The organism is Carbonicoccus niuqiaonis, assembly GCF_050157065.1.
Taxonomy (GTDB): Bacteria; Actinomycetota; Actinomycetes; order Propionibacteriales; family Propionibacteriaceae; genus Avipropionibacterium.
Genome location: NZ_CP189573.1, coordinates 15,238 through 28,029, shown reverse-complemented (window position 1 = coordinate 28,029; position 12,792 = coordinate 15,238). Strand labels below are relative to the sequence as shown.

General features: G+C 69.6%; 9 protein-coding genes and 1 riboswitch. Of the genes, 1 reads left to right on the top strand and 8 read right to left on the bottom strand.

Going from position 1 to position 12,792, the window contains the following annotated elements; genetic code table 11:
• Positions 1–58 precede the first annotated feature (58 nt).
• The 5 genes from ACQBAU_RS00105 to ACQBAU_RS00085 all read right to left on the bottom strand — a co-directional run bounded on the left by ACQBAU_RS00105 (position 59) and on the right by ACQBAU_RS00085 (position 6,893).
• Positions 59–817, bottom strand: coding sequence for a discoidin domain-containing protein (locus ACQBAU_RS00105; RefSeq protein ID WP_465256908.1), 759 nt, complete (start codon positions 815–817; stop codon positions 59–61).
• Entirely contained in the window at positions 814–1,572 is a 759-nt protein-coding gene (locus ACQBAU_RS00100; protein WP_465256907.1) for an alkaline phosphatase D family protein, read from the bottom strand. Before ACQBAU_RS00100 ends, ACQBAU_RS00105 begins: the two co-directional genes overlap by 4 nt.
• Before the next feature lie 125 nt (positions 1,573–1,697).
• Positions 1,698–2,834, bottom strand: a complete 1,137-nt coding sequence (locus ACQBAU_RS00095) for a ribonucleotide-diphosphate reductase subunit beta (protein ID WP_434550912.1) — start codon at positions 2,832–2,834, stop codon at positions 1,698–1,700.
• On the bottom strand, positions 2,831–6,028 hold the full coding sequence (locus tag ACQBAU_RS00090; protein WP_465256906.1) for a ribonucleoside-diphosphate reductase subunit alpha: 3,198 nt from the start codon (positions 6,026–6,028) through the stop codon (positions 2,831–2,833). The genes ACQBAU_RS00095 and ACQBAU_RS00090 overlap by 4 nt, the downstream gene beginning before the upstream one ends.
• A 123-nt stretch (positions 6,029–6,151) precedes the next feature.
• Positions 6,152–6,385, bottom strand: a riboswitch (cobalamin riboswitch).
• Between the two features lie 73 nt (positions 6,386–6,458).
• A complete protein-coding gene (locus ACQBAU_RS00085; RefSeq protein WP_465259423.1) occupies positions 6,459–6,893 on the bottom strand; it encodes a DUF4091 domain-containing protein in 435 nt (144 codons plus the stop codon).
• A gap of 80 nt (positions 6,894–6,973) precedes the next feature.
• On the opposite strand from ACQBAU_RS00085, the gene ACQBAU_RS00080 reads away from it, so the two are divergent.
• Entirely contained in the window at positions 6,974–8,293 is a 1,320-nt protein-coding gene (locus tag ACQBAU_RS00080; protein WP_465259422.1) for a hypothetical protein, read from the top strand.
• 22 nt (positions 8,294–8,315) lie between these two features.
• Here the strand turns inward: ACQBAU_RS00080 and ACQBAU_RS00075 are convergent, their stop codons facing one another.
• The 3 genes from ACQBAU_RS00075 to ACQBAU_RS00065 form a co-directional block, all read right to left on the bottom strand.
• Positions 8,316–10,223, bottom strand: coding sequence for an ABC transporter transmembrane domain-containing protein (locus ACQBAU_RS00075; RefSeq protein WP_465256904.1), 1,908 nt, complete (start codon positions 10,221–10,223; stop codon positions 8,316–8,318).
• Positions 10,224–10,226: 3 nt separating this feature from the next.
• Positions 10,227–11,387: a hypothetical protein gene (locus ACQBAU_RS00070; RefSeq protein ID WP_465256903.1), complete on the bottom strand. Its 1,161-nt coding sequence runs from the start codon at positions 11,385–11,387 to the stop codon at positions 10,227–10,229.
• Between the two features lie 174 nt (positions 11,388–11,561).
• A complete protein-coding gene (locus tag ACQBAU_RS00065; protein ID WP_465256902.1) occupies positions 11,562–12,626 on the bottom strand; it encodes a DUF3566 domain-containing protein in 1,065 nt (354 codons plus the stop codon).
• Positions 12,627–12,792: the final 166 nt, after the last annotated feature.

Here is a 12,792-nt window from a genome sequence, read left to right as displayed (position 1 = left end):
GGTCGCCGCACTGCGGTGACCCGACCCCGGAAGTGTCCAAGGCCAGGCGCGACCCGGATCAGGACGCGTACGCCTCCAGTTCCACGATCCGCGAGTAGCCGTGGTCGTTGGTGTCGTGGACCACGACCCGCACCTGATCGGCGACCACGGGGTCGAAGGTGGCGACGATGTGGCCGACCTCGTTGCCGGTGACCGACTTCACCGTCTGCCAACCCTGTGTCGTGTGCACCTGGATGTCGAAGTCGCGGATGCCCATGCGGGCGGCCGGGTAGCGCTCCGAGTCCAGGGTGTAGATCTCAACCCTGCCCACGGTTGTCGCCTCGGCGAGCGTCACGCCGTAGTGGTCGGGGAACACGCCGCGGGTCGCATCATGGGTCCCGCCGACACCCCAACCCGAGGAGTCGGTGTTGCCGTCCACGCCGCCGCACAGCTTGACGTTGGTGTGCGTCGACGAGGCGAACGCCTGTTGGCCGTACGCCAGGTTGCCGTTCGGTGGCCCGGCGTCGAGTTCCTCGACGTCGACGTACACCTCTCGCCGATCCTGGCCCTGCACGGACAAGAAGACGCGGTACGACCCCGGCGCCAGATCGACCGGCGTCGTCACCTGCACGTCGGTGCTGACCGTCTGGTCCGGATCGGTGGCCGGCAGGTAGCTCGAGAACGCATGCCGTGACAACGTCATCGGTTCGGACACCGTGAGGTCGAGGTCTGCGTACACGTCCTTCTTGCTCGTGTTGGTCAGCCCGACCGTCAGCTGGCCCCCGATCAGGCACGGCAGCCCTGAGGCGACGGAGATCCGCTCGGGTGCGGTGATCACCACGTCTGCCTTGCCACCCCCCGTGCCGCGCTCGCCCGGGGCGGCCGACGATGCCAGCCGCACGGACAGCAGGGCCAGCCCCACCACGCCGACGATGCCGTACGTGAGGGTGTGGTGCCCCCGGCTCCGCCGCCGGCCGGGACCCGGTTCTCGTAGATGTAGTCACCGAGGAACAGCACCAGGTCATGATCACGTCCGGCCATGTCGGCGTGGGCGGTGTAGAACCCGTCCATCCAGTTCTGGCAGGACGCGAACGCGACCTTCAGCGCGGAGACCTCGGACCGGGGGTCCGGGGCGGTCCGGGTGCGCCCGACCGGGCTGAGGTGACCCATGCTGCGGAAGCGGTAGTAGTAGTGCCGCCACGGCTCGAGCCCCCGTACGTCGACGTGGACGGTGTGGACGTACTCCGGGCTCGCGATGGCCGTACCGGACTTCACGACCTTGTCGAACCGTTCGTCCTCGGCGACCTGCCACTGCACCGGCACCTGCCGGCGTGGCATGTCCCCGTACGGGTGCAGGGGCTCAGGTGCCAGTCGGGTCCAGATCACCACTCCGTCGGGCAGCGGATCGCCGGAGGCGATGCCGAGGGTGAACGGGTACCGCCGATCCGCACCGCCAGGGGCGGCGTCGGCGGCACGGATCCCGGCCAGTCCGCCGGTCAGCGCGAGCGCACCGGCGGCCCCGGTCGCGGTGAGGAAGCGGCGGCGGGTGACGTCGGCGGCCTGCAGGGCTTCACGATGGCCATGTGGACGCATGTCCCGCATGCTGTGCACCGGCGGTGACGGTCTGCTGTCCACCCGATGACGGTGGACGGTGGAGTTGATGATCACCGGGTGAACGGATCCCGGAGGGATCCGTCCGATCCCGGCTCCCGCCCGGCTCAGTCCCAGCTCAGTCCGGCTCCGGTCTGGTACTCGATGACCCGCGACTCGAAGAAGTTCTTCTCCTTGCCGAGGTCCATCACCTCGCTCATCCAGGCGAACGGGTTGGTGGTCTCGGGGAACACCGAGGCCAGGCCGAGTTGTCGGCACCGCCGGTTCGTGATGAACCGGAGGTACTGCTCACAGCTGGCGGCACTCAGTCCGAGCATGCCCCGCGGCATGGTGTCCTTCGCGTACGCGACCTCCAGGTCGCACGCCTCGGTCAGCATCGATCGCACCTCGGCCTGGAACTCCTCGGTCCACAACTGGGGGTTCTCGATCTTGATCTGGTTGATCACGTCGATCCCGAAGTTCAGGTGGATCGACTCGTCGCGCAGGATGTACTGGTACTGCTCGGCGATCCCGACCATCTTGTTGCGCCGTCCCAGCGACAGGATCTGGGCGAACCCGGTGTAGAACCACATCCCCTCGAACACCACGTAGAACGCCACCAGGTCACGCAGGAACGCCTGATCACGTTCGAGGGTGCCGGTCCGGAAGGACGGATCCTCCAGGTGCTGGGTGTACTGCAGTGCCCACGCGTCCTTGTCACTGATCGAGGGCACCTCGCGGTACATGTTGAACAGCTCACCCTCCACCAGACCGAGCGACTCACAGATGTAGGAGAACGTGTGGGTGTGCACTGCCTCCTCGAACGCCTGCCGCAACAGGTACTGCCGACACTCCGGGTTGGTCAGGTTGCGATACACCGCGAGCACCAGGTTGTTGGCGACCAACGACTCCGCCGTGGCGAAGAACCCCAGGTTGCGCTTGATCATCAACCGTTCGTCCTCGGTCAGCCCGGTGTCGCTGCGCCACAACGCGATGTCGGCCTGCATCGAGATCTCGGTCGGCATCCAGTGGTTGTTGCACCCCGCCAGGTACTTCTCCCACGCCCAGCCGTACTTCATCGGCAGCAGCTGGTTGACGTCAGCCCGTGAGTTGATCATGGCCTTCTGGTCCACCTGGACCCGACCCGACCGTCCGGTCAGGTCCGCCCCACCCGGTGCGACAGCACTGACGGCCGTGTCACCCGCAGCCGTCGGGGACGGGTTGCTCAAGGGGACCGGATCGTCCCACGTCAGTTCGGTGCTCACTGGCAGGCCTCACAATCAGGATCGTCGGGAGTGGTACAAGCGGCCCCGCCACCGGAGAAGGTGACGGCAGCCAACGCGGGGATCGCCGAGACGACCGCGCGAGCTGCGGCAGGCACGGCGTCACCCGCTGCCCGCCCCGAACTGTGGGCACCAAGGGTTCGGTCCGCGGACACACCATCCCCACCCACCGGGACCGAACCGTGGGCACCGAGCGTTCGGTCGGCGGACATGACGTCTGGGTGGGTCGGGCGTTGGGCCGGCTCCCCCGAGCTTGCGAGGGGGACCGGCCGGGGCGGGACGTCATGTCCGTCGGCCGGACGCGGTCCTGCTCCGACCTCGGGCCCTCGCGACAAGCTCGAGGTGCGTGGAGTGGAGCCCGAGGAGTTGGTGTCGACGCTCGTCGGTACCGCGTTGAGGCGCCCGTCCGTACCCGACAGCGTCGACTTCTCCACCCTGGTGGCACTGCGGGACCGCAGGTAGTAGGTCGTCTTGCACCCGGCCCGCCATGCCGACCGGTACAACTCGTCCAGCTTGCGCCCACTCGGCTCGGCGACGTACAGGTTCAGCGACTGCGCCTGGTCGATCCACTTCTGGCGGGCCGACGCGGCGCGCACCAGCCAGCTCGGGTCGATCTCGAACGCGGTGGCGAACAGCGCCTTCAGATCCTCGGGCACCCGCTCGATCGGAGCCAGTGAACCGTCCCAGTACTTCAGGTCGGCGACCATCACCTCGTCCCACAGGCCACGTTCGGCCAGCGCCTCGACCAGTGCGGAGTTGATCACCGTGAAGTCACCTGACATGTTCGACTTCACGAACAGGTTCGCGTACGTCGGCTCGATCGACTGGGCGACCCCGACGATGTTGCTGATCGTCGCGGTCGGCGCGATCGCCATGATCAGCGAGTTGCGGACACCACCGCGAACCCGCTCCCGCAGCGGCCCCCAGTCCAGCCGTGCCTGCTGGTCCTGATCAAGGTCCCCACCCCGGGCCTCGGCCAACATCGCGACCGAATCGATCGGCAGGATCCCCTGACTCCACAGCGATCCGTCGAAGCTGCCGTACGCCCCTCGCTCGTCGGCCAGGTCGGCCGACGCCTCGATCGCCGCATGGCTGATCAACTCCATCGACGTGTCGGCGAACGTCACGGCCTGCTCACTGGCGTACGGGATCCCCTGCTGCACCAGCGCATCGGCGAAGCCCATCAACCCGAGCCCGATCGGCCGGTGCCGCTGGTTGGCCCGCTCGGCGGCGGCCACGGTGTACAGGTTCTCGTCGATCACGTTGTCGAGGATCCGGACGGCGGTCGACACGGTCCGCCGCAGCCGCTCCTCGTCGATCCCGTCCGGCCCGGTGTGCGCCGCCAGGTTGACCGAACCGAGATTGCAGACCGCGACCTCGTCGGCGGAGGTGTTGAGCGTGATCTCGGTGCACAGGTTGGACGAGTGCACCACCCCGGCGTGCTGTTGGGCCGACCGCACGTTGCACGGATCCTTGAACGTGATCCACGGGTGCCCGGTCTCGAACACCATGGTCAACATCCGGCGCCACAGCTCCACCGCCCGGATCCGACGGAACACCCGGATCTCACCACGATCGGCGGCCGCTTCGTACGCGGCGTACCGCTCGGCGAACGCGACCCCGTACAGGTCGTGCAGATCAGGCACCTCGTCGGGCGAGAACAGCGTCCACTCCCCGTCGGCCTCCACCCGCTGCAGGAACAGGTCCGGCACCCAGTGGGCGGTGTTCATGTCGTGGGTACGGCGTCGCTCGTCGCCGGTGTTCTTCCGCAGGTCGCAGAACTCCTCGACGTCGATGTGCCATGTCTCGAGATAGGCACACACCGCACCCTTGCGCTTGCCGCCCTGGTTGACCGCGATCGCGGTGTCGTTGGCGATCTTGAGGAACGGCACGATGCCCGACGAGGTGCCGTTGGTGCCGTGGATCCGGGCACCCGTGCCACGCACCGGGGTCCAGTCGTTGCCGAGCCCGCCGGAGTACTTGGCCAGCATCGCGTTGTCCTGGATGGACCCGAAGATCTGGTGCAGGTCGTCTCCGACCGTGGTCAGGAAGCACGACGACAGCTGCGGCCGGATCGTCCCGGCGTTGAACAGCGTCGGCGTGGAACACATGAAGTCGAAGCTCGACAGCAACCGGTAGAACTCGATCGCCCGGGCTTCCCGGTCGTCCTCGTGCAACGCCAACCCCATCGCCACGCGCAGGAAGAACGCCTGCGGCAGCTCGTACCGCACCCCGTCGTCGTGCAGGAAGTAGCGATCGGCGAGGGTCTGCAGCCCCAGGTAGGTGAACTGCAGGTCCCGCTCCGGCTCGATGGCCGCCCCGAGTTGATCAAGGTCGAACTCGGCGAGCCGCGGATCGAGCCGACCCACCGCGATGCCGTGCCGGACGTAGTCGCCCAGGTAGGCGCCGTACCGCTCCGCCATCTCGTCGCGGGTCGGCGCCACCGGTTCACCGGTCAACAGCGTCAACGCCTCGGCCCGCAGCGAGTCGAGCAGCAGCCGGGCACTCACCCGGGAGTACGCCGGGTGCTGCTCCACCAAGGCGCGGGCGGCGAGCACGGGGGTCTGCGCGAACTCCGCGGCCGGCATCGCGTCGTACAGGTGCGACACCGTGTCGGCCAGCACCCGCTCCGGGTCCACCCCGGCGAGGCCGGCACACGCCTCGTCGATCACCTGGCACAGTCGGGCACCGTCGACCGGCGCCACCCCGTTCGGTCCGGTCACGGTCAGCTCGTGGACCCGGTCGGGCACCGCGAGGGTGCTGACCCGGTGGGCGGCCTGCGACTCCCGCCGGCGGGCGTGCTCGTCGCGGTACAGCACGTACGCCCGCGCGACCTTGTGCTCACCGGAGCGCATCAGTGCCAGCTCGACCTGGTCCTGGATCTCCTCCACGTGCACACTGCGGCCGACGCCGTACCGCCGTGTCAGCGCGGACAGCACCTGCGTCGTGAGGGTGTCCACCAAGTCCCGGACCCGGGACGAGTCGCCGGCGGCCGAACCCTCGACGGCCAGGAACGCCTTGCGGAGTGCGGTGCTGATCTTGTCCGGCTCGAACCCGGCGACCGCACCGTCACGCTTGACGACCGCGAACGTGTGGGGTGTCCCGTCGTACGGTGACCCCGCGTGTCGGGGGTGAGGTGGGACGGCCGTCGCCGTCACCGGGGTGGTCATCGTCATGTCGTGCTCTCTTCCCTCGCGAGTTGACCGCAACTCGCGTGGGTGGCGCCGACGACCGGGCACCCGGACCCCGGGTTCCCGTACGTCCAAGCCCTCCCGCGAGGCTGCAGACACACCGGTCACGGTCGTGACCGGGCCGAGGCAGGTCTTCGGACTCACGGGCGGGGCTCTGCCGAGCCGATCTACTGGTCGTCGCTTCCCGGATCTCTCCAGTGCTGGACCGGCAGGCAGTTCGCCTGCCGGTGACGACGGTCGTTCCCGTTCACCGCTGCGGGGCAGTCCCGGATTCTCACCGGGTTCCCTGTTGCCTCCGGACCGCCGTACGACGACCCAGAACCTTCAGCACGTCAGACACTACATCTGGTGGTCAGGAAAGTTCGCCACCACCAGATACGTGCGTGTCGTGGCGTGTCCCGGCTCCTGCATCGCCTCAGAACTTCTGCAGCAACCCGATCGTGCGAGCCACCTCCCGGCGCCACGCGCGGTACTGCGTCGGGTCCTCGGTGAAGTGGCGTGAGTCGGTCACGATGTCACGGGCGCCGAGCGCCTGCTCGCCGCGCTTGACCAGCCCGCGGGGTGCGTCCGGGTGGGCCGCCAGTGCCCGCTTCAACTCCTGCATCAGGTTGTAGTCCTCCAACCCGTCACGCACGTTCTCCAACCGCAACGACGCCATCGGGCCGTCCGGTCCGGGATAGAAGATCGAACCGTCGCCCGCCGTCCCGAAATACGTGGCGGGGTTCCACGCCGACAAGATCCCGTCATCGACCAGCAGCTGGTCCCCGCGATCACCCAGCGGCCACCGGTTGGTCGCGTAGTAGAGGATTCCCTCCACGTTCGCCTGGTGCGACATCGGACCCATCAACATCCGCGCATCGATCGGCGGATAGCCGTTGAACCAGTTCGGTTGCGTGTGCGGCCCAGCCGACCGACGCGGTCGGCGCCTCGGTGCCGGTCCGGGTGCTCGGGACCGGCCCCGGCGGCGACATCTACCTGGGCGGCAAGGCGTTCATGCACCTCGACCCGACCACCGACGAGACGACCAAGTTGCCGCTCACCAGTCAGATCCAGGGTTTCGGCACCTTCGACGACCTGCTGGTGTTCGGCACCTACACCGCCGCCGGGATCAACGTCTACGACACCACCCAGCCGATCCAGCCCGGGGTCAACCCGCGGCCGCGGATCTACGTCGGCCACGAACAGGATCGACCCATCGCCATGGTGCGGGCGGGCGACCGGCTCGCCATCGGGACGTTCCCGACACCGGCGCGTCTCGGTGGGGCACTGGCGTTCCTAGACCCGACCACGATGGAGCTCGAGGTCCACGACAACATCATCCACAACCAGTCGATCTACGCCCTCGCGTACCGGGACGGACTGGTGTACGGCGGCTCCGGCATCACCGGTGGCCTGGGGGTCGACCCGACCGAGACCGAGGGCAAGCTGTTCGTGTTCGACCCGGAGACGGGCGAGGTCGTCTTCAGCACCGTCCCGGTGCCCGGCGAGGAACACGTGTCGGCGCTGACTTTCGACGACCAGGGCAACCTGTGGGGCGTGACGGGGAACGCGTTGTTCAAGTTCGATCCGACCACCCGTGAGGTGGTGGCCCAGCAGCGCTACTTCGACACCGACGACAGCGGGTCGTACCTGCGTGGCCGGGAGCTCTTCTGGCACAACGGGCGGCTGGTCGGTTCGACCAGCGGCAACGTGTTCGAGGTCGACCCGCAGACGTGGCAGCTGAACCTGATCGCGACCGGCACGGCCAACCTCGCCATCGACCCCCAGGGCCGCTACTACTACGGCCGGGCGGCGGAACTGCTGCGATTCACCCCGAACGATGCCCGCCCGGCCTGTGACCGGACCCTGACCGCCGACCACGACGGCCCACTCGAGGTGACCGGTGAGACCGTGTGTGCCACCGGCATCGCGATCACCGGTCAGGTGACGGTCACCGAGGGCGGCAGCCTGGTACTGGTCGACGGCGAACTGCGTGGGGCACTGCGCACGAAGGCCGCGGCGACGGTCGAGGTGCTCGGCTCGACGCTGACCGGGCCGGTGACGATCAGCGGTACGACCACCCGGCTCCGGCTGGTGGACAACTCGGTGTCCGGACCGGTCCGGCTGGACGGCAACACCGCCACCGCGTTCGCGTTCACCGGCAACAGCATCGCCGGGCCGTTGTTGTGTCGCGACAATCAGGACGCGATCCGTACCCAGGTCGGCGACAACGAGTTCAGCGGGTCGCAACGCGGCCAGTGTGCGCCCTAGCACCCTGGCGGTCGCCCAGGGATCACCTCCTGGCCGACACCTGCTGGTCCAGGTCCCACACGGTCCACGCGGCGGCCAGTCGGTCCGGGTCGGGCGTCGAGCACAGGACGGTGCCCGGGTACCGGGCCAGCAGGGTGTTCAGCTGGTTCACCCCGGCCCGGTCCAGGTCGGTGTCGATGTCGGACAGCAGCAGCACCGGCGGGTTCCCGAAGGTGGCCCGCGCCAGTTGCAGGCGCGCCCGTTCCCACCGGTTCAGCGGCTCGCCACCCCGGCGGAGCTCGGTCTTCAACCCGTCGGGGAGGGCGGCCACCCGCGAGCGGAGCCCGACGTCGGCCAGCGCCCGTTCCACGGCCAGGTCGTCGGCGTCCGGGACGCGATAGCGTACGGCCCGCCCGATCTGGCCACGCTCGAACCAGGCCCCCGCGTACGCCATGCCGACCAGCCCGCGTCGGGTCCGGTCATCGGCCAGGCCGAGCGGGATCCCGTCGACCAGGCAGCCGGCCGCCCCGTCGCCACCGGTGACGAGCTCGGCGAGCACCGCCCGTACCCGCTCCGGCCGGGTCGATCGCAGTAGTACCCGCGACCACGGCGGGGCGTCCAGGTCGGCCACCCGTTCCCCGTCGACCACCAGCCCGCGAACCTGCAGGCCCGTCCCCGGAGCCGACTGCCAGCCGTCCTCCGGCTGCTCCGGCACCTTCCGCTCCGCCACCGTCGCCAGCAGCGGGGCGATGATGCGCCGGGCCGCCAGGTAGTTCTGCCGGTACTCCACGACCCGTCCCAGGTCACCCAACGGCGCGCCGAGCACGCCGACGATGGTGAGCGCGGTCGCCAGTCGGGCCGGGTCGACACCACCGACCGCCGCGGCGGCCGCCAACGTGCCGCTGGCCAGCAGCGGGGCCGCCATCGCGGCTCCCCGCAGCAGCCCGGCCACCTTGGCCCGGTCGACCGCGGCCGTCGTCACCCGACGGCTGTCGGCGTCGAGTCGGCGCAGTTCCCGGTCGACGCCGCCGCCGGCGACGATCCCCTGGGCGGCGTGCACGGTGTCGCTGATCCGCGCCGCCATCCGCCCTCGCTGTCGCCGCAGCAACGTGGCACGTTCCAGCGCGGCCCCGCTGAGCCCGACCAGCAGTAGCGCCAGCACCACGACGGGTCCGCCCACCGCGATCGCCAGTCGCCAGTCGATCACGGCCAGCGCGGCGACCGAGCCGAGCACCAACGGGATCGCCGACACCAGCGGTGTGATGCCCTGGGCCACCCAGTTGCGGACACTCGACAGGTCGTTGGTGGTGCGGGCGACCGTGATCCCGAGCGACGGGGCCCGGCTGCCCGACAACGCGTGCCGGACCAGCCCACCACGCAACTGCCGGACGTAGTGCTGCCCGAGCCGTTCGGCCAGTACGCGTTCCTGGTACCGCACGGCCCACAGCGCCAGCACGGTTCCGCCGAACAGCAGGAACGTCCGCGCGTCGACCTGGTCGGGGGTCGCCACCATCCAGCCGACCTGGAGTCCGGCCGTGACGGCCAACGCGGTGTACACGAGGGCCGTCACGACCAGCGCCAGCATCAGCCAGCGTCGGGCTCCCCGCAGCAGTGGCGGCAGTCGATGCCCCTCACCCCCGCCGCCACTGCTGCGGTCTCCCCTCCCTGCGCCAGATGGTCCATGGTCGTCCCCTGGTTCGTCGTCGTCGCGTGGTTCGCCGGCGTCCCTTGGTTCGTCGTCGTCCCGTGGATCGTCGTCGGCCGGCTCGCTGGGCGGCCGGGTGTGCGACGGTGCCAACGTGTCAGCGGGGGTCCACACCGACACCGGGGTGTGCGGTGTCGGTACGGTCTCCGGCGTCTGCGGCGACGGCACCGTGACCGGGGTCGGCCGCGTGACGGGGCTGACCGGCGGCACCGGTACGGAAGGCCGCCGCACCTGCTGGTCGGTCATGTCTCACCGATCCCGCTTCTCCGGCAGCAGGCTGACCGCGGTGTCGGCGGCGCACAGGCCGTAGGTGTCGATGACGCGGACGTCGACCGCGGCGTCGGCCTCCGCGGTGGCGAGCGGCGACGAGGTCAACAGTCCCGACACCGCAGCCACCGGAACGTCGTTGTGGCGCAGCACCTGCAGCCCACCCACGGCGCCGAGGGCGTCCTGGGCCGCGAACAGCACGCTGTCCACCGACCCGTGGAACGCGGGATCGCCGAGCAGCCGGGCGGTCTCACCCTGGAACAGGCCGTCGGCCACCTCGACCACCACCACGTCGGGACGGTCGGCGGCCAGCTCGGCCACCAGCCCGGTCAGCAACCCGCGCACCTGCTCGTACGGCAGCCGGAACGTGGTGGGCTGCCCGAAGTCGGTGAAGTCGATGACCCGCCGCGCACCCGCGTCGACGAACACGTTCGGGTCGTTGCCGGCACCGGTCCCGGTGGCCTTGCCCGCGGCCACGGAGAGCCCGGCGTTGGTGAGCCCGTTGACCAGGCAGGCCAGGGTCGTCGACTTGCCCGAGTTCATCGAGGTGCCGAGCACGGCGATCACCGGCGGCCGCGGCCGGCCGACGTTCTGCACGACCCGCACCGAGGGGGTGTCGATCGACAGCGGGGCGAACCGCTCGAGGTTCACCACGCCGTGCTCGTCGGTCAGCAACCCGATCGGCTCGATCTGGGTGGCCTGGTCGATCCGGTCGTGCTGCTCCAGCACCTCGGCGGCGATCCCGCCACCGGCGACCAACTGGGTCGGGCCCAGGTGGTCCGGGACGTGGGCCAGGAACTGGTCCGGGGCGTACCGGTTCCCGTACGCGACCATGATCTCCTGGCCGGGGAACATCAGCTGGCGCCGCGAGACCGGGCTCTCCAACCGGGTGTGGTGACCGATCTCGGTGACCCGGGCAACCACCACGTCCCCGGCGGCGGGCCGCAGGTCCTCACCGCTCTGCAGCGCGAACCCGCCGGGATCACGGTCGACGGCCGCGGCGACGAATCGGGTGGTGTAGGCCGATCTGATCGACGACCAGCGGATCGGGTCGAGCCGTTCGGTACGGGCGGGGCCGACGTGCCCTGCTGGCCCGTCGGTGCTCGGGTGCTGCGCGGTGGTGCGGTGCAAGGTGGTGGTCACAGGCTGTGTCCTTCGTTCTCGAAACCTCGGTCACCGCCATTGGGGGCCGCTTCGAGAACTACTTCACACCCGCACCGTGAAGTCGGCATGAGACGCAGATGACACTGTTCTCATCTGGCAGAAGCAGGTCTCATCTGCCACGAACAGGTCTCATCGTGAGACCACGAAGGGACCTCAGTCCTCCGCGAGGGTCACCTCGAGCCCGCCGAGCATGGTGGCGGACAGGTTGTAGAGGAACGAACCGAGGGTGGCCAGCGCGGTCAGGATCACCACGTCGACACACGCCAGCAGGGCGGTGATGCCCATCACCCGATTGACGCTGAGGTAGTCGCGTACCTGGAACGGAGTGTCGTCGCCCGGGGTGCCCAAGGCGTCCTGAATCAGCTGGTCGAGACTGTCGAACAGGCCCGACCCCTCGATCACGGTGAACACCACGAACACGGCCACACAGGCCATGATCCCGCCGGCGATGGAGAACAGGAAGAACGTCTTCATCACCGACCACGGGTCGACGCGGGCCAACCGCAACCGCGCCTTGCGGGTCCGGCGGCTCACCCGCGCCGGCACCGGATCCTGCGGGTCGGTCAACTTCGAACGGTGGCGCGTCGAACCGCCGACCGCCATCGACTCGGTCGTCGCCTGCCGTCGGCCGGCGGACCCGGCACCGGGTGCGGCTGTCGATGCTGCTGCTCCAGCCGCGGCCCCACCTGCTGCTGCCCCGCCGGCCGCTGCTGCACCTGCCGCGGCAGCCACCGGAGCGGGCGAGGCACCTGACCGGGTCGTCGCCCGGGGCTGTGGCTGCGCGGCCGGTGCCGCAGCCGGCGGTGACGCCGGGGACGGCGTGACCGCAGTCGGCGGCTGCTTGGCGCGGGCCCGTTCCTCGTCCTGCCGCTTCAGATCAGCGCGCTGCCGATCCAGCTCGGCCCGACGACGCGCCATCTTCTGCTCGTACGCCTGCTGTGCCGACGCCTTCTCCGGCGGCGCCGGCAGCTTGCGCATGATCCGGTCCGCCAGGATCGGCTGTGGCGCGGGCCCGGACCCCGACTGCCGGGGACCCGGTTCCTGGACCTTCGGCTGCTCGCGGGTCGGCGCGTCCTCCTCGGCGACGTCGCTCGCGGGTGCCGTCGCCCCATTGCGTGTCGGGGTGGAGCCCCCGTCGCGGTAGAACTCGCGGGCATCCCGGATCACTGTCGCGTCCTGATCCTGCCTGGGTGCCGCACCCTGCGGGTGATCAGTCACCAGAATCCTCTCCGGCCTCGGGGTCGGCTACCTCGCCCTCGGCGTCGACATTGTCGTTCTGGGGGTCGACGATACTCGGATCGACAACGTCGGACACCTTCTCGCCCCGGGCGTCGCTCCCTGAATCGACCGCGTCAACCTCGGATTCGGCTTCGGCCGCCTCGTC